The following is a 20,460-nucleotide window of genomic DNA, read 5'->3' as shown; positions in this document are numbered from 1 at the left end:
CGAGATCTACACCATCCTTTGCATGTTCGCGATTGTCGGCGTGTTGTGGACCTTCCTGCGCACTTCCAAGTGGGGCAAGGCCATGCGCGCCATGTCCGACAACCCGAACCTTGCCCAGCTCTCAGGCATCGATAACCGCAAGGTGACTACGCTGACTTGGATCATCGTTGGCATGCTGTGTGCGGCCTCCGGTTTCTTCCTCGGCATCAACACCGAGCTGAAAGCCATGATGGGCTGGAACATGCTGCTGCCGATGTTTGCTGCGGCGATTTTGGGCGGCGTTGGCCGTGTGGAAGGCGCTGTGCTTGGCGGCATTGTGGTTGGCGTTGTTGAGGAGATGGCGGTGCTTGTACTGCCGGGTGAATACAAGGCTGCGATGGCCTTCGTCATTCTGCTCATGATTTTGCTTGTGCGTCCTACGGGACTGCTCAAGGGCAAGGTACTGTAAGGGAGGCTATGATGGAACTTGCAGGACTTGCTAACTACGCCGTTTACATGGTGATCTTCATCGGGATCTACTCGATCCTTGCGCTGGCACTCAACATCCAGTGGGGCTTTACCGGTCTCTTCAACGCAGGTGTTTCCGGTTTCTTCGCGGTTGGCGCTTACACCTCCGCTGTGATTACCAGCCCAGAGGCGATGAGCCGTATTGGCGGCTTTGATTTGCCGCTGCCGCTTGGTTGGGCCGCTGCCATGGTTGCTTCAGCGCTCGTTGCTTGGCCAATCGGCAAGGTGTGCTTGCGCTTTCGCTCTGACTATCTCGCCATTGCGACCATTGGTATTGCCGAGATCATCCGTCTTGTCATCAAGTCCGAAGGCTGGATGACTGGTGGTGCGCGCGGCATCAACCAAGTGCCACGTCCGGCTGGTGACCTGCCATACCTTCAGTCCCAGCTTGCTTACATGGCAATCGTGCTGCTGGTGCTGTTTGTGGTCTACCGCCTTATAGAGACGCAGATCAAAGCGCCTTGGGGCCGTATGATGCGCGGTATCCGCGATAACGAGGCAGCAGCAGCTGCTATGGGTAAGGATATCGAGAAGCGCCGTCTTGAAGCCTTCATCTTCGGCTCTGCGATTATGGGGCTGGGCGGCGCGCTGTTCGTCCACTTCAACCGCTCCATTACACCTGAAGCGATTGATCCGATGATCACCACCTTCCTCATCTGGATCATGCTGATCCTTGGCGGGGCAGGGAATAACCGTGGTGCCATCCTCGGAACAGCCGTTGTCTGGATCATCTGGTCTGTTTCAGAAATTCTCACCGACCAACTGCCGCATGAATACGCGATCAAGGCCAAGTACCTGCGCGTCTTTATCATCGGCCTACTGCTACAGCTGGTATTGCGCTTCCGCCCTGAGGGGATTTTGCCGGAGCCTGCCTACGGGCCAGCTGTCAATAACAAGAGGATGCAAAGAGGCGAAAACGCCGAAGCGGCATCCCTTTCAAAAACGGGGGGAGCCAGCGCTTAAGGGCGTTGGACTCCAAAGATTCAAAAGAACTGGAGGGATCCTATGAATTTCAAAAGTCTTGCTTTGGTCGCTGGCCTGATGGGCGCAACCGCTCTTGGTGCACACAGCGCAAGCGCTGACGTTAAAGTCGGTCTTTTGGGCGGCGTTTCCGGCCCAATTGCTGCAATGGCTCCACCAATGCTCGACGCTGCTGGTCTTGCGTTCCAGCAGGTTAACGAGCAGGGCGGCATCATGGACGGCCAGAACATCAAAGCAGTTCTGGGCGACAGTGGCTGTAACCCACAGAACGGTGTTGATGCGGCAACCAAGCTGGTGAACATCGAGCAGGTTATCGGTCTTGTTGGCCCACATTGCTCCGGCGCGGTACTGGCAGTTTCCAACTCTGTATCCGTTCCAGCTGGCGTTGCGCTTGTAACTCCATCTGGTACTTCGCCAGAGATCACCAATCTGGACGACAAAGGCACCGTATACCGCACAGTGCCTTCCGATGACTTCCAGGGTCGTTCCCTTGCTCGTGCGCTTGTTGACCGCGGCACCAACAAGGTTGCTGTAGCTTACCTCAACAACGACTACGGCACTGGCCTTGCCCAGAGCTTTAAGGCTGAGTTTGAAGCAGCAGGCGGTGAAGTTGCAGGCTTTGGTGCACACGAAGAAGGTAAAGCGTCTTACCGCTCCAACCTTGCTGAACTGTCCCGCGGCGGCGCTGACACTCTGGTGATCTTCGACTACGGCGATGGCACCGGTCTTACCATTCTGCGTCAGGCGCTGGAAAACGGCTTCTTCACCAACTACGTTGGCGCTGATGGCATGAAGTCCGACGCGATCATCAACGAACTGGGCGCAGAGAACCTTGAAACCTTCATGGCTTCTTCCCCTGTTGGTGTTGAATCCGACAGCCTGACCCTGTTCAACGATGCGTTTGCTGCTGCTGGCGGTGACCCAGACACCATCTTCGTAAACACCGCTTACGATGCTGCGTTCGTTATGGCGCTTGCTATCGAAAAGGCTGGTGGTGACAAAGCGAAGGTTGCTGCTGCGATCTCCGAAATCTCCAACGGTGACGGTGAAGCGATTAAGCCGGGTGAGTGGGCGAAAGCAAAAGCGCTTATCGCCGAAGGTAAAGCGATCGACTACAAAGGCGCTTCCGGCGACCTGAACTTTGACGAAAAGGGCGATGTGCCAGGTGCATACGCGCTGTTCAAAGTGGGCGGTGAAGGCTTTGTAATGGAAGCTGCGCTCGACTAATCTGCAGCTTATTTCAAGCTACTAGAAGTTCCGGTCCGGCAGGTTGTCGGGCCGGAATTTTTGTATGTTTATTATGACGATAAGGGAGCTTTCTCAAGCTCGGTTTCGGGCGACGTCGATTCGCACATTTTATCGGCATTTTGTGATTATACTTTGGTCAGCAGTACTCACCCAGATAGGGTTTGTTGCGAAACTAACGTAACGGGTGCAGTGAGATGCTATTGATTCCTAAAGCGTTTTATAGATAAGGAAATCTACAGATTTAGGGCTTGTACTTACTTCGCAAAAGGTGACAGGATGCCCCCCTCAATTCTTGATTGCCCTTTTATTGGTTTCGGGCCGGGCGATCTTTATTGTGAGGGGAGTATATAATGAAATTTAAGAGTTCCTTGATGGCGCTGGCTCTTGGTGCCAGCTTCTTGATGCCTGTTTCTGGCGTCGTGACCGAGGCAGGCGCTGCAACACCACCAAACATGCTGGTAGTTGCTGGCCGCATCGATGACATCATTTCTCTGGACCCGCAGGAAATGTTCGAGTTCTCCGGAACCGACCTTGCCAACAACGTGTACGACACTCTCGTTGTTCTTGATCCTGCTGATCTGTCCGCTGGCTATATGCCAGGTCTTGCCGAAAGCTGGGAAATTTCCGAGGACGGCAAAACCTACACCTTCAAAATGCGTGAAGGTATCAAGTTCCACTCTGGTAACCCTGTAACTGCATTTGATGCCGAGTACTCTTTGCGCCGCGCTGTTGGCATGAAGAAGACCCCAAGCTTCATCGTAACCCAGTTCGGTTTCACCGAAGAGAACATGGAAAGCACCATCAAGGCGATTGATGAGAACACTTTCCAGATCACAACCGACAAGAAGTACGCTCCTTCTTTCGTTCTCAACTGCTTCACTGCTGCGATCACATCCATCGTAGACAGCAAGCTGGTTGCTGAAAACGAAGTTGACGGCGACTGGGGTAACGGCTGGCTGCGCACTAACTCCGCAGGTTCCGGTGCTTACAAGCTGCTTAACTGGAAGCCAAACGAGAGCTACTCCCTGCAGGCGGTTGATGGTTACTGGCGCGGCGACGTTGCAATGAAGCGCGTTATCGTGCGTCACGTAATGGAATCTGCTGCTCAGCGCCTTTTGCTGGAAAAAGGCGACGTTGACATTGCCCGTCATCTGTCCCCTGAAGACATCAAGTCTATCTCCACCAACGAAGACCTGAAGGTAGAAGACACCCTGCGTGGCCGTCTGATGTACATCTCCTTCTCCCAGAAGGACGAAGTGCTTTCCAATCCTAAGGTTGCTCAGGCGCTCAAGTATCTGGTTGACTATGATGGAATGGCGAACTCCTTCCTGAAGGGCCAGTACACCGTTCATCAGGCATTCCTGCCGCTCACCTACATGGGTGAACTGAAGGACAAGCCGTTCAGCCTGAACGTTGAAAAAGCGAAAGAGTTGCTGGCGGAAGCTGGTTACGCTGAAGGCTTTGACGTTGAGCTGATCGTTCGTAACGCTGCTGAGCGTATCGAGATTGCCCAGAGCCTGCAGAACACCTTTGCTAAGGCTGGCATCAACGCTTCCATCACTCAGGGTACCGGTAAACAGATCCTCGGTAAGTATCGCTCCCGCGACTTCCAGATCTACGTTGGTGCATGGGGTCCAGACTATCCGGATCCACACACAAACGCTGACACCTTTGCAAACAACCCGAACAACTCGGACGAAGCAAAGCTGACCGGTAAGCTGGCATGGCGCGTTGGTTACGAGGCTGCTGAGCTGACCAAGATCACAGACGCTGCTGTTCAGGAAGCGGACCGTGAAAAGCGCGCTGCAATGTACGTTGAAGCACAGAAGATCTTCCAGCAGGAAGCACCGTTTGCGGTGATGTTCCAGAAGATCGAGCAGAACTCCATGTCTGCAAACGTTGACGGCTTCAACCCAGGTGCAGCCGTGACCGGCGTGTTCTACTGGTCTGTGACCAAGTAAGGCAGGCTCTGAAAAATGAGTATCGCTGACAAAACAGCGAGTGTTCAGCGGCGAGGGACTTCCTCGCCGTTGTTCAAATCCCTCAAAAGGTTGATCGCTGGCCTTGCCTCCGTCCTGCTGACCATGGTGGGACTTCTCTTCGTAACATTCTATATCGCCCGTGTTATGCCGGTTGACCCGGTACTGGCTGTTGTTGGTGAGCGCGCTACGCAGGAAATGTATGAAGCCGCTTACAAAGCCATGGGCCTTGACCAGCCACTGATAGTCCAGTTTGGCCTGTTTCTTCAGCAGGTTGTGACCGGTGACTTCGGTATGTCCACGCTGACAGCCCGTCCGGTGGTTGATGACATTATTCGCGTGTTTCCCGCCACGCTTGAGCTTGCAACCATCGCTACCATCATCGGTGTGGTCTTTGGTGTGCCAATGGGCGTAATCGCTGCCGTAAATGAAGGTCGCTGGCAGGACCAGCTCGTGCGTTTGGTTGGCCTGTTCGGCTACTCCATGCCGATCTTCTGGTTCGGCCTGATGGGTCTTTTGATTTTCTACGGCATCCTTGGCTGGGTTGGCGGCCCGGGCCGTCTGGATATCTTCTATGAGGATATCATTCCGCCTGTGACCGGCATGATCCTGATCGACAGCTTGATTGCTGGCGATATGACCATCTTCTGGAATGCGGTCAGCCACATCATTCTGCCTGCAAGTATCCTTGGTTATTACTCGCTGGCCTATATCTCCCGTATGACACGCTCGTTCATGCTGGAGCAGCTCTCTCAAGAGTACGTGACTACAGCCCGCGTGAAAGGTCTTTCAGAGACTGCGGTGATCTGGAAGCACGCTCTGCCGAACGTGATGATCCCGCTGATTACCGTGATTGCGCTTTCCTACGCCAACCTGCTGGAAGGCTCGGTGCTGACCGAGATCATCTTCTCGTGGCCAGGGCTTGGAAACTACATCACCAACGCGCTGCTTTCTGCGGACATGAATGCTGTTCTTGGCGGAACCGTTGTGGTGGGCTGTATCTTTGTCGGTCTGAACCTGTTCTCCGACTTCCTCTACAAAGTTGTTGACCCACGGGCGAGGGGCAAATGACAGATATAAATACCACTCCCGAAAAAGGGCAGGGCTTGCGCCAGTGGCTGAATGCCGAGGTGCCAACTTCACGCTTCCATGCCCGTATGGCGCAGCTCTATCAAGGCTGGCAGAAACTCTATGCCAACAAGCTGGCGTTTCTTGGCTTCTTGATCATCGTTGGCTTGGTTATCATGGCAGCGTTTGCACCGCTTCTGGCAACCTACGAGCCAAATGCGCAGGACCTTGCAAAGCGCCTGTTGCCACCGGGCACAGAAGGGCACTTGCTGGGTACAGATGAACTGGGCCGCGATATCTGGAGCCGTCTGGTGTACGGATCGCGCATCACGCTGTTCATCGTTGCGCTTGTTGCGTTTACTGCGCCGGTCTTTGGCCTTTTGGTCGGCACCGTTGCGGGTTATCTGGGCGGCTGGGTTGACGAGGTGCTGATGCGCCTTACCGACATCTTCCTCGCGTTCCCGCGTCTGGTTCTTGCTCTTGCTTTCGTTGCAGCTCTTGGTGCAGGCATCGAAAACGCGATCCTTGCGATCTCTCTCACGGCATGGCCGCCCTATGCGCGTATTGCCCGTGCAGAGACGCTGACGATCCGCAACTCCGACTTCATCAGCGCTGTGCGCCTTCAAGGTGCTGGCACGCTGCACATCATCATGGGGCACATCTGGCCGCTGTGTATCTCCTCCATCATCGTGCGTGTAACGCTTGATATGGCAGGGATCATTCTGACAGCAGCCGGTCTTGGCTTCCTTGGTCTTGGTGCGCAGCCTCCGAGCCCTGAATGGGGTGCAATGATTTCCGCTGGCCGTCGTTTCTTCCTCGACCAGTGGTGGGTTGCGGCAATGCCGGGTCTGGCCATCTTCACCGTATCGCTTGGCTTCAACCTTCTGGGTGACGGTCTGCGCGATATTCTTGATCCTAAAAAGAGCAGAAGCTGAGGAGATGAGCATGAGTGAACCCCTTCTCAGTGTGGAAGACCTTTGGGTGCGCTTTCCAACCCGTAACGGGGTTGTGGAAGCGGTCCGCGGGATTTCCTTTTCTGTTGGCCGTGAGCGTGTTGGTATTGTGGGTGAGTCCGGTTCAGGTAAGTCCATGACCGGTCGCTCCATTCTGCGCCTTATACGTTCGCCGGGTCAGATGGAAGCCAAGCACATCACCTTTAAGGGGCAGAACCTTCTGGACCTTTCAGAGCGGCAAATGCGCGGCATTCGCGGTCACCGTATCTCTATGGTGATGCAGGATCCGAAGTTCTCGCTGAACCCTGTGATGACCATTGGCAAGCAGATCGTTGAAGTGCTGCGCCTTCATGCAAAGGTGAGCCGTAAGCAGGCCATCGTCAGCGCATTGGAGATGTTGGAGGCGGTACAGATCCGCGATCCTGAGCGTGTCTTCAATGCCTATCCGCATGAGCTTTCCGGCGGTATGGGCCAGCGTGTGATGATCGCGATGATGCTCATCACCGATCCTGAACTGCTGATTGCCGATGAGCCGACTTCTGCATTGGATGTGACTGTGCAGATGCGCGTTCTGGCGATTATGGACAAGCTGGTGCAAGAGCGCGGCATGGGCCTGATTTTCGTCAGTCATGACCTTAACCTTGTCTCGTCGTTCTGTGACCGCATCATCATCATGTATGCGGGGCGCATTGTTGAAACGTGTCTTGCGAAAGACCTTCACAAAGCGACGCATCCATATACACGCGGCTTGCTAAACGCGCTTCCGCGCCTTGATGCGCCGGCAGAGCGTTTGGATGCCTTGCAGCGTGAAGAAAGCTGGAAACAGGAAAGGAGCGTTGCGGCCCATGGCTGATGTTGCAGTAACCGAGCGTGTTGACGCTTCTTCCAAACCTGCTGATCTGGCGGTTTCTATCGACAAGCTGAACGTCTACTTCGGCGAGGGCGATGATCGCTTTCAGGCCGTGAAGAACTTCACCTTGAATGTACCGCGCGGCGCAAGTGTTGGTATTGTGGGCGAGTCCGGTTCGGGCAAGTCTACAGTGCTGCGCGCTGTCACTGGTCTGCTTGCCGATTGGGATGGTGCCATCAATATTGATGGTGAGCCGGTTGGCTCCAACCGCACCAAGGCGTTCTACCGCAAAATCCAGATGGTCTTTCAAGACCCTTATGCGTCGCTCCATCCACGCCACACAATCGACCGCGTGCTCTCCGAGCCGCTTAGATTGCACGGCATACCGGATGTGAATGAACGTGTTCTGAAAGCGCTGGATGATGTGGGACTGGGCGAGAGCTTTCGTTTCCGCTATCCGCACCAGCTTTCTGGTGGTCAGCGCCAGCGTGTTGCTGTTGCCCGCGCTTTGATGCTTGAGCCGGAAATTCTACTGCTGGACGAGCCAACCTCGGCTTTGGACGTATCGGTACAGGCGGAAATCCTGAACCTGTTTACGGATCTGCGCGAACGTCACAATCTCACTTACATCATGGTGTCGCACGATCTCGCGGTCGTTGCTCATATGTGTGAGGAAGTGGCTGTGATGAGCCAAGGGCACATGATGGAGTTGCTGAGCGTTGAGGACTTGCGTGAGGGTAAGTCGTCCAACGCCTATACTCAGGAGCTTATCCGCGCCAGTGAAGGCTACGACGAGCAGTTCTTCGACGACTGATTTAAATCTGCATGGTGGCGGCGTTTGCTGCCACCCTGTCTTTCTTCACGGATGCTTTTTGCCAGCATCAATCCATCTACTATCGGAACAGAACCAGCAGGCCTGTGATAGCGAAGAAGATGGAAGGGCCATACTGGACATACAGCGTGCTGAATGTCTCTCCCATGAAAAGGGTGGCGATGAGGCCAATCAACGCGCTGGCAGGCAGTGCTACGACTGCAAAAGCCAGAAGCGAGCCAAGCGCCATTAGGGCAATGTTTTTCTTTTCGGCCTCTATACTGTTCAGGCGCATGGCTTTGCCTAGTTTGCGATACTGTAGCCAAAAGAGAAGCAGGATGCCGACGGAGAGATAGGTGAACTGCAAGATCATGTGAGAGAAAGTGAACCTTCAGGCAGAAGTACCTGCCGTTTATTGTTTAATTGAATGTTTATTCAGCATCTGTTGATAGAAGCGTTAGCAGGCTAGCAGAGGGTGAAGCTCTCCAAAATACATAAAACCCCTTGGTTATCAGCATGCTAGTTGTAACTATGATATACTGAGGGTCGGCTGGCTCCCATCTATTTTCTATAGACAAGCTACAAGTAGGTGCCTAAAAGGCGCGTGGAATATAGCAATCAGGACCCTCCCAGAGGTGCAGACGGCTCCTCGGGTTTCGGGTGAGCGGGTCTCCTGTTCTTAAGGTTAGGAATAAAACATGCGTGACGGTGGTCGTCTATCAGCTGCTATTGAGGTGCTTGAGGAGATCGAAAACCGCAGGCAGCCTGTTCAGGAAGCCTTGAAAGATTGGGGTAAGTCCCATCGGTTTGCAGGATCTGGCGATCGCGTTGCTATCGGCAACCTCGTTTTCGACGGTCTTCGCCATAAGCTTTCTTATGCTCATCGCATGAAGTCCGAAAGCGCACGTGCAATTGCACTGGCGACCTACTGCTTTGGCTGGTGTAACTCCGTTGAGAAGCTGGAAGAGGTGCTCTCCGGCGATCCGCATGCTCCAAGCGCCTTGAGCGATGAAGAGCGTGAAGCGCTGCGCGGTGATCTGAGCGCTGTTGAGGATGCTGCAGATTTCGTAAAGGCGGATATTGCCGAGTGGCTGTGGCCTTACTTTGCCCAGAACTTTGGTGAGGAAGCCGTTGACGTTGGCCGTTCGCTTTCTCTGCGTGCGCCGATTGATCTTCGTGTAAACCTGATCAAGAGCAACCGCGAGAAGCTGCTGAAGCGCCTTTCCCACCTCAATGCAGAGGCCTGTGAGGTCTCACCAGTTGGTTTGCGCCTTGAGCCTGTGACAGGCCCGCGCAAATCTCCACACGTTCAGGCAGAAGAAGGTTTCCGCAAAGGTTGGTTCGAGCTTCAGGACGAGGCTTCCCAGATTGCTGGTGTGCTTGTTGGTGCGCAGCCGGGCGAACAGGTTCTTGACCTTTGCGCTGGCGGCGGTGGTAAGAGCTTGGCTCTTGCTGGCCAGATGGACAACAAAGGCCAGATTTACGCGTTCGATTCAAACAAGCTGCGCTTGGCACCGCTTTACGAGCGTATGGCGCGCGCTGGCGTTCGCAATATTCAGGTTATTGATCCAGCGACCGGTAGCTTGGATAAGCTTGAAGGCCGTATGGACCGCGTTATGGTGGATGCACCGTGTTCGGGTACTGGCGTATGGCGTCGTCGCCCAGACACCAAGTGGCGTGTAACACCGAACGCTCTTGAAGGCCGTGTGGAAGATCAGAAGACCGTTCTCGACAACGCGACCCGTTTCGTGCGCGTTGGTGGTGTTCTGGTTTATGCAACTTGCTCTTTGCTGCCGGTTGAGAACCAAGATCAGGTGAGCGCATTCCTTGCCCGCCATCCTGAATTCCGTCAGGTGGATATGGCTCCAGCTTGGGAAGCAACCTTTGGTGCGGTAGAGCGCAAGCCGATTGTGGGCGAGGGCGGTCATCTGACGCTTACCCCGTATCATACCCATACGGACGGCTTCTTTATCGCGATGTTCGAGAGGGTGTCATAAGCACCCCCTCGCAAATCCTAGAGATTTTTAAGAGCCTGCGTCTTCGCGCAGGCTTTTTTCTTGCTCAGACGTAGCTGGCGCAACGTCGCCATCTTCTGCAATGAGAGCCTCAGTCAGCTCAAGCTCATCGTCTTGCTCGGCTTCTTCCTGCAGCACTTCAGCGTCAATATAGTCTTCTTCGCTGACCTGCTCTTCCTCAAGCACTTCTGCTTCCGGCTCCTCCTCGGCTACTTCCTGTACAGGCTTTGGCTCTGGTGGCGGCGGGAATGGTTCGCGCTCTTCCCGAACAGACCATTCGATACGGGCGATCGTGTCCAACGTAACTTGTGGGACAGTTTCACCGCGTGCTTGGGCCGTCAGAATATCGCGTGCTGCGTTGGTTGCGCCAACTGCGGCGAGCGCTGCACCGAGAGTATTGCCAACCTCACGGCTGTGAGATGCCAAACGCCATGCCTTAGCACCGTAGGAAACGGCTGTTCGTGGGCGGCCAACGCGGCGATTGGCAACGCTGAGATGTAATAGAATTGCGACGTCTTCCGGTGCGTAGGTGAGAGCATGCTCGAACGTTTCAATGGCTTTGCGCATCTCGCCGTCTGCAACGTAGCTATGGCCTACAGCAAGGATCAGCTCTGCGTTGGTTGGCTCAAGATCAAGCGCATGGGAAAGGTAAGTGCGTGCTTCCTCGCCTTTTCTGCGAACGACGAGAATTTTACTCAGGCCAAGCAGTGCTGGCACGTAAGAGGAATCCGAGCGTAGTGCATGGCGGTAGTTTAGAATTGCGCGACCTTGGTCAGTACCAGCTGCGCTATAGGCATCACCAAGCAAGGTGAGCGCCGGCGCGCTATGCGGTATCTGCTCCACAAGTGCGCGGGCAGGGACAATCGCGTCCTTGTGCTGGTTCAGCTTAATGAGGATTGTGCCATAGCCATAAAGGGCGTTCCGGTTTTCCGGATCAACCTCAAGTACGTCTTGGAAAATCGCACGCGCTTCATCCAGTTCGCCAAGCAAAAACAGTACATTGCCCATGTTGGCGCGGGCTGCATGATGGGCAGGCTGGGAAAACAGAACCTTGCGCAAAAAGGCAAGTGCTTCTCTCAACTCGCCAGAGCGAAGCAGGATCGTTGCTGTGCGATAGAGAAGATCAATATTTTCAGGATACCGCTCGGCCAAATTCCGGTAGACGGGCAGGGCTGCATGGTAGTGGCCAGCCTGCTCCAGTGGGGCTACGTCCCTCAAGGCAGCATTAATGTGTCGCTGTTGCGCGTCTTCGACGCTGTGCACCATTTATTCAGGACCTCTAATTGCAAATCCCCGTCAGAGCCTGAGTGTGTATCAAACAGGCGGAGGGTGCTTTGAGCCAAACGATCACATTCAACCTAGGTCCAAGGGAACCAAGCGTCAAAGAAGAAAAACCAATCATTAGAAGAAGACGTGGATATAACAGTGTTATCGCGTCTCTAGGGAACCTTGATATGGATTTTTGCGCAGGAAAAAGCTGGGGTGGATGATAGTTGGAGAGGGTAAACAGCACTGCTTGAAGTTGCGCGTGGTAAACGCAGTTGGGGACAACGCTTCAATCGGGTTTATCGCAATTGCCTTCTTTGGCGCATCGTGGTGACACTAGGCGCCCGTCTGGAACGAGAACGAGCAACAGTAGAAATATGGCGCAGAACACCATGGCCGATCAATTTGAGCAGATCTCCCTTTTCGAAGAGGATCCATCTTTCGAGTTGGAGAATTTCCTGCCGCTCAAGATCGCCCGCATTGGCAAGCTGGTTGAACAGCAGCTTTCCGAGCATCTGATGTCGCGCCACTACATCGGCATTCCCGAGTGGCTGGTTCTCAACACGCTTACCCGTTCCGAAGGCGTTTCTGTAAAGGACCTTTGCAGCCAGTTGGATCTGGACACTGTTGCAGTTTCCAGAGCTGCTACAAAGCTGACAGATTACGGCTATATCGAGAAAGCGACCAATCAGGACGACCGTAGGTTGATTGTTCTGGTGACCACTGCAGAAGGGCGCACGCTCTCTCGCCAGATCGAATGCTCGCTTGCCAACCTTGAAAAACGGCTTTCTCGCGGCATAAGTCGCCATGACTGGATCCGTATGGGGCAGCTTATTGCCGCATTCAAACAGCGGCCATAGGGCGATTTTTCCCAGTTTTTAGCGGTTTTGCCTCCATTGCCTGTTCATATTTCGTGAATGAGTATAAAAATTGGAAGGGAAGCCCAATAAAAATGGTTCAAAAATGCGGGGCTTCGCAGTAAAAGCGCTCCATGACAGACCGCGTCCTCATTATTGATTTTGGATCTCAGGTGACCCAGCTCATCGCACGTCGCGTGCGTGAGTCCGGCGTATACTCCGAGATCGTCCCGTTCCAGTCCGCAGAAGCTGCTTTCAAGGAGATGAATCCTAAAGCAGTGATCCTGTCCGGCGGTCCGGCTTCCACGACAGAGATGGGGAGCCCGCGTGCACCCCAGATCATTTTCGATGCCGGAATTCCAATTCTCGGCATCTGTTACGGCCAGCAGACCATTTGCGCCCAGCTCGGCGGCATGGTTGAAAGCTCCGACCACCGCGAATTCGGTCGTGCTTTCGTGACCGTTCAAAAATCCGTTCCTCTTTTCGATGGTATCTGGGAAGAGGGCACCAAGCATCAGGTTTGGATGAGCCACGGCGACCGTGTGAACAAACTGCCTGACGGCTTTGAAGTTGTTGCGACCTCTGAAGGCGCACCTTTTGCGGCAATTGCAGACGTAGATCGTCAGTTCTACGCTGTGCAGTTCCACCCTGAAGTGGTGCACACCCCAGATGGCGCTAAGCTCATCGAAAACTTCACCCACAAGATTGCAGGTTGTTCCGGCGACTGGACAATGGCTGAATATCGCCAGCAGGCGATTGACGCTATCCGTAAGCAGGTTGGCGAAGGCCGCGTAATCTGTGGTCTTTCCGGCGGTGTAGACAGCTCTGTAGCTGCGGTTCTGATCCACGAAGCGATTGGCGACCAGCTGACCTGTATCTACGTTGACCACGGTTTGATGCGTAAAGGTGAAAGCGAACAGGTTGTGACCATGTTCCGCGATCACTACAACATCCCGCTGGTACACGTTGATGCTGCTGATCTGTTCATCGGCCAGCTGGAAGGTGAAACCGATCCGGAAGTTAAGCGCAAGACCATTGGTCGCCTGTTCATCGAAGTGTTTGAACAGGAAGCCAACAAACTTGGCGGTGCTGATTTCCTTGCACAGGGTACCTTGTATCCTGACGTGATCGAAAGTGTCTCCTTCACCGGCGGCCCTTCCGTGACCATCAAATCTCACCACAACGTTGGTGGCCTGCCAGAGCGCATGAACATGCAGCTGGTTGAGCCTCTGCGTGAGCTGTTCAAAGACGAAGTACGCGCCCTTGGCCGTGAACTTGGTTTGCCTGACAGCTTCATTGGTCGCCATCCGTTCCCTGGTCCGGGTCTTGCGATCCGTTGTCCGGGCGGTATCACCCGTGAGAAGCTGGACATTCTGCGTGAAGCAGATGCCATCTATCTGGATGAAATCCGCAAGGCTGGCCTCTACGATGCGATCTGGCAGGCATTTGCTGTGCTTCTGCCGGTTCAGACCGTTGGCGTTATGGGCGATGGCCGCACTTACGAATACGTTTGTGCGCTGCGCGCTGTAACCTCCGTAGATGGTATGACCGCTGACTTCTATCACTACGATATGGAGTTCCTGTCCCGCGCTGCGACCCGCATCATCAACGAAGTACGTGGTATCAACCGCGTCGTTTATGATGTGACTTCCAAGCCTCCAGGAACCATTGAGTGGGAATAATCACTCAGTCTGACTGAATGTAATTAAGCCGCCCAGCACTGTCCGGGCGGCTTTTTTTGTGCTGCCTATAGCGGCCTAGTGGGCATTGAACCTGCGGTGCTCGTAGATAGCGTAGCCATCGCCCAAGGTTGGGTCATAGGCGCACAGCTTATAAAAGCGGCTATCCATGAGGCGCTGATGAATATCCATTGCGCGAATGCTTTCAGTTCCATTGAGGGCGATAACCTTCGCGCCCCAAACCTGCTCAAGTTCGCCGCGCCCTGTAAAATCGCAGCCGTCCAGAAACGCCATATCAAACCCGTTCAGATTGTTGTGGTCTTTGATGAAGTTGATGCCGCTCACATTCGGGCACTGCTCATAGTTCTGTTTGGCGTCGTTGTAGCGCTGGAGAACATTTTCCAGCGTTGCTGTATTCAAGTTTGATGGCTGTGTGCGGTAGAAGCTGATGACTTCCTCTTCGCTGAGCATTGTTCCCTTCGGTATCGAGGGCAGGCAATAGGACCTAACAAAGCGGTCAAGCGAGTACTTTTCTTGCAGGAAAGCGAAGCGGACCTTGCTTATTTCAAGGCAAAAGAGCCGAACGGATTTTTTGTCCCTGCGCTTTCTTATGGCTTTTACAAAGGCGGCAGTACTGCCATTGCCAGAAGAGGCGCCGATATCCAGAAATGTGCGAAGGCGTTTATCGGCGGCGTAACCGTAGAGAAGGCGATAGAGATCGCCTCTTTTAACCTGCGGGGCGATTAGCCGATCTATGGGAACTGGCCGAGGCGCAAGTACACGCGCAAACCGGCCGAACACTGACACCATGTACTCAAATCCAACGCATTGCCCGAAGCAACGACGGGCGGTGGGGTTACTAATCGTTAGATTTTCGTAAACTTATGGTCGGTTCAATTTCCCAAATGTAGTCCCGCGTCAATTAAGTAGTCATTGATGCGAAGAGGCGCAGATAAAGCAGTAAAGTGCTGCTGGATCGACCTGTAGGCGCTCCTCGGCAATATCGTCACCGCAATCAAGGCAGTAGCCGTATTCGTCTTCAGCAAGGCGGGTAAGGGCGCTCTCGATGCGCTGAATTTGAAGAAGGCGCTGTCGCTCGTTGGCCTCGGCCATAGCCTGCTGTTGCAGCGCGTCCATACGCGACAAGCGACCGACGGACTGTTGGTCGAGCGTAACCGTGGAACGGGCATCCTTCGAAATCTCGGAGAGTTCTTCAAGTTCCTTCTTGCGGCGTTTCAGGTCCGCTTCAATTGCGCTGTGATCCATCGGCTGCCCCTTTCTCTTTCCATAGCGACGCGAACGTAGGAGCTATCGAAAGACAGGCAACCAGTGTGTGTCAGGAAGGGGAACGCGTCAAATTTTCATTGCCCGCGGTATGTCTTTGAGTGGCTCGAAGAATTCCACGCCCATGGATGTCATTGTTCTCCAACGCACTTCCACAACGGCTCTTTGGCGGCTTTGAACGATGTAGAGATAGAAACTCTCCGGGATATCTTGCGTGGACTCCACCTGAATTCTGGCACCGGTATCGGACATGTCGCGGATCGTGCAGCTGATCGTTTTGTTGTGGAGGTCTCCAAAAACAATGCGACCTTCTTTTAAAGTTCGTCGTCGAAGTGCAATGCGGCGTTCGCTGCCGTCGCCCTGTTCAATGCTGTCAGTCATGGGGTGTGGTGTCCGCTTGATGATCTTGAAAACAGATTCTTACCAGTATGATTCCAGTATATTTTGAAAATAATTAATTAATCTAGAGGGATAAGCGCGATCTGACTAAAGGGGAGTGGACGGTTGGTGTTCTCCTGCTTATTCTCACCTATTAGTTGTTATTTTGATTTTAGGGGGAGCCCAAGGAATTAGGGCGGCTATGAGCTTTTTTGTGCGGGGTGGGATCCGAACTTAAAAACTCAAGAAAAATCAGAGCATTCTACAAGGGGGGAGAATGGAACTGCTTGTTTTGGGTCTGGCAGCAATGCTGGGTATCCATATGATTCCGTCGTTTGGTGGTTTACAGCGGGCGCTGGAAGAACGTTTCACTGAAAATATTTATAAGATCGTGTTCTCGATTGTGTCTTTGGTCGGGCTGACTTTGATCATCTACGGTTACGATCAGGCCCGGTACGAGGACTATGCACCGCTCTATGTACCGCCATACTGGACGCGACATTTGGTAATGCTGCTCATGGTGCCTGTGTTCCCGCTGCTTATGGCGGCTTACTTTCAGGGCAACATCAAGCGCATCGTAAAACACCCAATGATTCTTTCGATCAAGATCTGGGCGTTCTCGCATCTTTTGACTAATGGCGAGCCTCAATCGGTGCTGTTGTTTGGCAGTTTCCTTCTTTGGGCCGTCTTCCTGCGTATTCGCGCCAAAGGGCGTCCGGTGACCTACAAGATTCCAGAGATTCCTTCTCAGGTTCTGCGCAACGATGTGCTCGCAATTGTCTTCGGTTTGCTGCTTTATGGTCTCTTCGTGTGGAAACTTCACGGAATTCTGGTCGGTGTGCCGCTCTCCGGTTGACCTTTTGCCAAACCTGCTGTTTTCAGTTTAGGTAATGAAATTTGTATGTGGCCACTGGGTACGCCCAGTGGCGCTTGCATGCATGTTTAAAGTGTTTGGCCCTAAATTCGCCATCAATGGAATGAATGAGGGGCTGTTGGACTGCGCCGCTGTGAAGTGTGACCTGCTTGCTGCATTAAAGGGCCTTCATAGATCGGCGCGTCGATATTCTGGCTGCGGGAAAAGCTTAAGCTCATGTCTGACATTTTTAGCGAAGTCGATGAAGACGTAAGAAAAGAACAGTATTCGCGACTATGGAAGCGCTTTGCACCGTTTGTGTACGTTGTCGCCGGTCTGATTGTTGTAGGCACCGCCGGTTACCGTGGCTACGAATATTGGCAGGATCAGCGCTCCATGGAAGCAGGGCAGACCTTCCTTGAAGGTTTGGAGCTGTCTCAGGCAGGTGACTTCACCGGCGCTCAGGCTGTGTTCTCCCAGTTGGAAGACAAGCTTGGTGGCTATCCGATGCTTGCAAAAATGCGCAATGCTTCCGAGCTTGCTGCACAGGGCAAGAACACCGAAGCCGTAACAATGCTTGAAGAAGTTTCTGCAGACAGTTCTGTAAAGCCGCTCTACAAGGGTTTGGCTGACGTACGTACTGCCTATCTGCTTCTTGATGCTGGAGATCTGGATGGCGCTAAGGGCAAGGTAGAAGGCCTTGCTATGGCGGGTAATCCATGGCGCTTTGCAGCTCTGGAAGTTCTGGGTACTGCTGAATATCAGGCAGGTAACCTTGATCAGGCAAAAGCGCGTTTTGACGAGATTGTAAACGATGCAGGTGCACCTGGCGATTTTGCTGGTCGCGCACGCGTCTTCCTTGATTTGATTGCGGGCACACAAGGCTAAAGAGGAAACTCATCAGTGGTAGAGAAAAAGGGGCCGTCCTGGCAGATTATTCTTGGAACGGTGGTTCTTGCTGGCACCTTGTCCGGCTGCTCCGCTCTTTCGGGCATGAACCCGTTCGGGTCGAAAGAAGAATATCTGGAAGGCGACCGCCTTCCGCTCTATGAAACAGAGGTTGGCAAGGCTAGCAAGCCGGGCCAGACCGCAAGCATCGGCGCGGCAAGCGGCGGTTCTGTCTGGCCACAGCCAGCAGGCCCTGCAAGCAACGATCCGGGCAACATTGCTGTAAACGTTTCCGGTGCGCAGGCTTGGAAAAAGTCTATCGGTAAAGTGCAGGGCGGTGGGTTTATGAACTTCACCTCTTCGCCTCCGCGTACTGCGGCTCGTCCGGTTTCTGATGGCCAGCGCATTTACGTTTACAAGCAGGACGGCGAGTTGGTGGCTTTGACCACCGCAGGCGGTCAGGCATTTAAACGTTCCTTGCGTCCTGAAGAGGAAAAAGGCGTTGGTATCGGCGGCGGTGTTGCACTTGATGGCGGAAAGATCTTCGTATCGACCGCATACCGTCAGGTGATTGCACTTGATAAAGCCGGTTCAGTGATCTGGACTGCTGATCTTGACGTTCCTGTACGCGGTGCACCAACAGCAGCTGCTGGCGTGGTTGTGGTTGTCACACAGGAGAACGAAGTTATCGCGTTCTCGCAGGCTGATGGCTCTCAGCTTTGGTCCTTCGCTGGTATTGCGGAAACCGCTGGCCTTCTTGCAACAGCAAGCGCTGCTGTAAAGGGTAACACCGTTGTTGTGCCGTTCTCTTCTGGTGAAGTTATGGCTCTTGATATCAAGAGCGGTGAGCCGAAGTGGATCGATGCGCTTTCCCGTTCGTTCCGTACCCGTGCACTTTCCGGACTTTCTGACGTTGCAGCCTCTCCGGTTATTGACGGAAGCGTGGTTTATGCTACATCCCTGTCCGGACGCACGGTTGCTTCAAGCCTGAATCAGGGCGAGCGTATCTGGGAAGCCGATATCGGCAGCACCCATACGCCTGTTGTTTCTGGTAAATCGTTGTTTATGATCGGCCTTGATGACAATCTTCATGCTTTGGATAGCAAGACTGGCAAGACGATCTGGACAACACGCCTTCCGGATGTTTCAAAGAAGCAGACGAACTGGGCTGGTCCTTTGCTTGTAAATGGCAAGCTTGTGGCTGTTTCCAACACCGGTGGTTTTGTGCAGGTTGATGCCAAGACCGGTGCAATTGTGGCCCAGAAGAAACTGTCTGAAGAAGTATTCGTTACCCCAATCGTGGCCGGTGGCCGTATGATTGTGCTGACGAGCGATGGATCGGTTGCTGCCTATAACTAAGGCAGCTCGATCAACCTAGGAGAATTCGCGTGACTGCGACTGTCGCCATCATTGGCAGACCAAATGTCGGCAAGTCAACGTTGTTCAACCGCCTCGTAGGCAAGCGCCTTGCGCTTGTGGACGATATGCCAGGCGTTACCCGTGACCGTCGGTCCGGTGATGCGCGTCTGGGTGATCTGCGGTTTACAATTGTTGATACGGCCGGCCTAGAAGAAGCAGAAGCTTCCACCCTTGAAGGGCGCATGCGCGCCCAGACCGAAGAAGCCATTCGTGATGCGGATGTGTGCCTTTTTGTGATTGATGCACGCGCTGGCGTAATGCCAATGGACGAGCACTTTGCAAACATGCTGCGCCGTCACGATACCCCTGTGGTTCTTTGTGCCAACAAGGCAGAAGGCCGCGCCGGTATGGATGGCCTCTACGAGTCTTTCGGTCTTGGTTTCGGTGAGCCTATTCCGCTTTCTGCCGAGCACGGCGAGGGTATGTCCGAGCTTTATTCTGCTCTCGTACCTTACGTTGACGAGATCGACGAGCTGGCAAAGAACGCAGCGCTGTTTGCTGATGAAGCTGTCACCGACATCGATATTGAAGACGGTGAAGAAGACGAAGAAGAAGTGGGCACCAAAGAGCGCCCGCTGCGTGTTGCCATTGTTGGACGTCCAAATGCGGGCAAGTCCACTTTGATCAACAAGATGCTTGGTGAAGACCGTCTGCTGACTGGTCCTGAAGCGGGTATTACTCGCGACTCCATCTCCGTTGAATGGGTATGGCAGGATCGTCACGTCAAGGTGTTTGACACCGCTGGTATCCGCAGAAAAGCACGCGTTCAGGAAAAGCTGGAAAAGCTTTCTGTTGCTGATGCTCTTCGCGCTATCAAATTTGCGGAAGTGGTTGTTGTTACTCTTGATGCAACGATCTCTTTTGAAAAGCAGGACCTTCAGATCATCGAGCTTTGTGCTCGTGAGGGCCGTGCGCTTGTAATCGCACTCAACAAGTGGGACCTCATTGAGGATCGCGAAGCTGCTTGGGCGCACATCAAGGATTGTCAGGATCGTTACCTGAACCAGATCCGTGGTGTAGAGATTGTGACCATGTCCGGTCAGACCGGTCAGGGCCTCAACCGCCTTATGGAAGCGGCTCTTCGTTCTTACTCCATGTGGAACAAGCGCGTTAGCACTTCTGCGCTTAACCGTTGGCTTGAGGGTGTGATTATTCACCATCCGCCGCCAGCAGTTGCCGGCCGCCGCGTACGTCTGCGCTTCATGACCCAGCCGAAGACCCGTCCGCCACACTTCGTGGTGTTCTCGTCTCGTCCGGAAAGCCTTGCAGAAAGCTATACTCGCTATCTGGTCAATGGTTTGCGTGAGCGCTTTGATATTCAAGGTACGCCGATCCGGTTGTCCTATAGAAAGGGTGAAAACCCTTACGCGAAAAAGAAAAAGCGCTAGAAGTACTTGCTGTGACGCGCACGTCACTATAGGTTG

At 53.7% G+C, this 20,460-nt stretch carries 21 protein-coding genes; 16 read left to right on the top strand and 5 right to left on the bottom strand.

The genetic code is table 11. The features are described from left to right. The 8 genes from E1162_RS10395 to E1162_RS10360 form a co-directional block, all read left to right on the top strand. Positions 1–448 (top strand): branched-chain amino acid ABC transporter permease (locus E1162_RS10395; protein ID WP_257098896.1); only part of this gene is annotated, 448 nt, incomplete at its 5' end. Between the two features lie 11 nt (positions 449–459). Continuing rightward, complete coding sequence (locus tag E1162_RS10390) at positions 460–1,470, top strand: branched-chain amino acid ABC transporter permease (RefSeq protein ID WP_155130382.1); 1,011 nt, start codon at positions 460–462, stop codon at positions 1,468–1,470. A 42-nt stretch (positions 1,471–1,512) separates the two neighbouring features. Continuing rightward, the gene (locus tag E1162_RS10385; protein ID WP_155130380.1) at positions 1,513–2,715 is read left to right on the top strand and encodes an ABC transporter substrate-binding protein; all 1,203 of its coding nucleotides are present in this window, start codon (positions 1,513–1,515) and stop codon (positions 2,713–2,715) included. 371 nt (positions 2,716–3,086) lie between these two features. Continuing rightward, positions 3,087–4,697 (top strand): ABC transporter substrate-binding protein, encoded by a 1,611-nt coding sequence (locus E1162_RS10380; protein ID WP_155130379.1) that lies wholly within the window; start codon positions 3,087–3,089, stop codon positions 4,695–4,697. A gap of 15 nt (positions 4,698–4,712) precedes the next feature. Further along, complete coding sequence (locus tag E1162_RS10375; protein ID WP_155130377.1) at positions 4,713–5,786, top strand: ABC transporter permease; 1,074 nt, start codon at positions 4,713–4,715, stop codon at positions 5,784–5,786. Continuing rightward, entirely contained in the window at positions 5,783–6,718 is a 936-nt protein-coding gene (locus E1162_RS10370) for an ABC transporter permease (RefSeq protein WP_155130375.1), read from the top strand. Before E1162_RS10375 ends, E1162_RS10370 begins: the two co-directional genes overlap by 4 nt. 10 nt (positions 6,719–6,728) lie before the next feature. Next, positions 6,729–7,589, top strand: a complete 861-nt coding sequence (locus E1162_RS10365; protein ID WP_155130373.1) for an ABC transporter ATP-binding protein — start codon at positions 6,729–6,731, stop codon at positions 7,587–7,589. Further along, positions 7,582–8,400: an ABC transporter ATP-binding protein gene (locus E1162_RS10360; RefSeq protein WP_155130371.1), complete on the top strand. Its 819-nt coding sequence runs from the start codon at positions 7,582–7,584 to the stop codon at positions 8,398–8,400. Before E1162_RS10365 ends, E1162_RS10360 begins: the two co-directional genes overlap by 8 nt. Positions 8,401–8,479: 79 nt before the next feature. Here E1162_RS10360 and E1162_RS10355 read toward each other — a convergent pair whose 3' ends face one another. Continuing rightward, the gene (locus tag E1162_RS10355) at positions 8,480–8,770 is read right to left on the bottom strand and encodes a hypothetical protein (protein WP_155130369.1); all 291 of its coding nucleotides are present in this window, start codon (positions 8,768–8,770) and stop codon (positions 8,480–8,482) included. Positions 8,771–9,095: 325 nt separating this feature from the next. Here E1162_RS10355 and E1162_RS10350 point away from each other — a divergent pair, with 325 nt between their 5' ends. Then, complete coding sequence (locus E1162_RS10350; protein ID WP_155130366.1) at positions 9,096–10,394, top strand: RsmB/NOP family class I SAM-dependent RNA methyltransferase; 1,299 nt, start codon at positions 9,096–9,098, stop codon at positions 10,392–10,394. Between the two features lie 27 nt (positions 10,395–10,421). Here E1162_RS10350 and E1162_RS10345 read toward each other — a convergent pair whose 3' ends face one another. Next, positions 10,422–11,678, bottom strand: coding sequence for a tetratricopeptide repeat protein (locus E1162_RS10345; RefSeq protein WP_155130364.1), 1,257 nt, complete (start codon positions 11,676–11,678; stop codon positions 10,422–10,424). Positions 11,679–12,070: 392 nt separating this feature from the next. On the opposite strand from E1162_RS10345, the gene E1162_RS10340 reads away from it, so the two are divergent. After that, entirely contained in the window at positions 12,071–12,538 is a 468-nt protein-coding gene (locus tag E1162_RS10340) for a MarR family winged helix-turn-helix transcriptional regulator (RefSeq protein ID WP_257098895.1), read from the top strand. Positions 12,539–12,669: 131 nt separating this feature from the next. Continuing rightward, positions 12,670–14,217: a glutamine-hydrolyzing GMP synthase gene (guaA, locus tag E1162_RS10335; protein WP_155130360.1), complete on the top strand. Its 1,548-nt coding sequence runs from the start codon at positions 12,670–12,672 to the stop codon at positions 14,215–14,217. 75 nt (positions 14,218–14,292) lie between these two features. On the opposite strand, the gene E1162_RS10330 is transcribed toward guaA, so the two are convergent. Further along, entirely contained in the window at positions 14,293–14,685 is a 393-nt protein-coding gene (locus E1162_RS10330) for a hypothetical protein (protein WP_155130358.1), read from the bottom strand. Between the two features lie 63 nt (positions 14,686–14,748). Between E1162_RS10330 and E1162_RS10325 the strand changes: the two genes are divergently transcribed. Beyond that, a complete protein-coding gene (locus E1162_RS10325) occupies positions 14,749–14,961 on the top strand; it encodes a hypothetical protein (RefSeq protein WP_155130356.1) in 213 nt (70 codons plus the stop codon). A 183-nt stretch (positions 14,962–15,144) separates the two neighbouring features. Here the strand turns inward: E1162_RS10325 and E1162_RS10320 are convergent, their stop codons facing one another. Both E1162_RS10320 and E1162_RS10315 read right to left on the bottom strand, forming a co-directional pair. Next, positions 15,145–15,480: a TraR/DksA family transcriptional regulator gene (locus E1162_RS10320; protein WP_155130355.1), complete on the bottom strand. Its 336-nt coding sequence runs from the start codon at positions 15,478–15,480 to the stop codon at positions 15,145–15,147. Positions 15,481–15,567: 87 nt separating this feature from the next. Further along, positions 15,568–15,879, bottom strand: a complete 312-nt coding sequence (locus tag E1162_RS10315; protein WP_155130351.1) for a PilZ domain-containing protein — start codon at positions 15,877–15,879, stop codon at positions 15,568–15,570. A 274-nt stretch (positions 15,880–16,153) separates the two neighbouring features. On the opposite strand from E1162_RS10315, the gene E1162_RS10310 reads away from it, so the two are divergent. The 4 genes from E1162_RS10310 (at position 16,154) to der (ending at position 20,424) form a co-directional block, all read left to right on the top strand. Further along, positions 16,154–16,732, top strand: a complete 579-nt coding sequence (locus E1162_RS10310; protein ID WP_155130349.1) for an NnrU family protein — start codon at positions 16,154–16,156, stop codon at positions 16,730–16,732. Positions 16,733–16,966: 234 nt separating this feature from the next. After that, the gene (locus E1162_RS10305; RefSeq protein WP_155130347.1) at positions 16,967–17,617 is read left to right on the top strand and encodes a tetratricopeptide repeat protein; all 651 of its coding nucleotides are present in this window, start codon (positions 16,967–16,969) and stop codon (positions 17,615–17,617) included. 15 nt (positions 17,618–17,632) lie between these two features. After that, positions 17,633–18,976, top strand: a complete 1,344-nt coding sequence (locus E1162_RS10300; RefSeq protein ID WP_371311894.1) for an outer membrane protein assembly factor BamB family protein — start codon at positions 17,633–17,635, stop codon at positions 18,974–18,976. A gap of 29 nt (positions 18,977–19,005) precedes the next feature. After that, positions 19,006–20,424, top strand: a complete 1,419-nt coding sequence (gene der / locus E1162_RS10295; RefSeq protein ID WP_371311893.1) for a ribosome biogenesis GTPase Der — start codon at positions 19,006–19,008, stop codon at positions 20,422–20,424. Positions 20,425–20,460: the final 36 nt, after the last annotated feature.

It is taken from the genome of Pseudovibrio flavus, assembly GCF_009711345.1.
In the GTDB taxonomy this organism is placed as follows: Bacteria; Pseudomonadota; Alphaproteobacteria; order Rhizobiales; family Stappiaceae; genus Pseudovibrio; species Pseudovibrio flavus.
This window is presented reverse-complemented; position numbering and strand designations above follow the sequence as displayed.

Bases quoted from the DNA above. Each gene is read 5' to 3' on its own strand.
- E1162_RS10310 (WP_155130349.1), top strand. From the start codon at position 16,154: ATGGAACTGCTTGTTTTGGGTCTGGCAGCAATGCTGGGTATCCATATG.
- E1162_RS10375 (WP_155130377.1), top strand. From the start codon at position 4,713: ATGAGTATCGCTGACAAAACAGCGAGTGTTCAGCGGCGAGGGACTTCC.
- E1162_RS10330 (WP_155130358.1), bottom strand. From the start codon at position 14,685: ATGCTCAGCGAAGAGGAAGTCATCAGCTTCTACCGCACACAGCCATCA.
- E1162_RS10390 (WP_155130382.1), top strand. From the start codon at position 460: ATGGAACTTGCAGGACTTGCTAACTACGCCGTTTACATGGTGATCTTC.
- E1162_RS10315 (WP_155130351.1), bottom strand. From the start codon at position 15,879: ATGACTGACAGCATTGAACAGGGCGACGGCAGCGAACGCCGCATTGCA.
- E1162_RS10345 (WP_155130364.1), bottom strand. From the start codon at position 11,678: ATGGTGCACAGCGTCGAAGACGCGCAACAGCGACACATTAATGCTGCC.
- E1162_RS10380 (WP_155130379.1), top strand. From the start codon at position 3,087: ATGAAATTTAAGAGTTCCTTGATGGCGCTGGCTCTTGGTGCCAGCTTC.
- E1162_RS10360 (WP_155130371.1), top strand. From the start codon at position 7,582: ATGGCTGATGTTGCAGTAACCGAGCGTGTTGACGCTTCTTCCAAACCT.
- E1162_RS10340 (WP_257098895.1), top strand. From the start codon at position 12,071: ATGGCCGATCAATTTGAGCAGATCTCCCTTTTCGAAGAGGATCCATCT.
- E1162_RS10365 (WP_155130373.1), top strand. From the start codon at position 6,729: ATGAGTGAACCCCTTCTCAGTGTGGAAGACCTTTGGGTGCGCTTTCCA.
- E1162_RS10370 (WP_155130375.1), top strand. From the start codon at position 5,783: ATGACAGATATAAATACCACTCCCGAAAAAGGGCAGGGCTTGCGCCAG.
- E1162_RS10350 (WP_155130366.1), top strand. From the start codon at position 9,096: ATGCGTGACGGTGGTCGTCTATCAGCTGCTATTGAGGTGCTTGAGGAG.
- guaA (WP_155130360.1), top strand. From the start codon at position 12,670: ATGACAGACCGCGTCCTCATTATTGATTTTGGATCTCAGGTGACCCAG.
- E1162_RS10385 (WP_155130380.1), top strand. From the start codon at position 1,513: ATGAATTTCAAAAGTCTTGCTTTGGTCGCTGGCCTGATGGGCGCAACC.
- E1162_RS10320 (WP_155130355.1), bottom strand. From the start codon at position 15,480: ATGGATCACAGCGCAATTGAAGCGGACCTGAAACGCCGCAAGAAGGAA.
- E1162_RS10305 (WP_155130347.1), top strand. From the start codon at position 16,967: ATGTCTGACATTTTTAGCGAAGTCGATGAAGACGTAAGAAAAGAACAG.
- E1162_RS10355 (WP_155130369.1), bottom strand. From the start codon at position 8,770: ATGATCTTGCAGTTCACCTATCTCTCCGTCGGCATCCTGCTTCTCTTT.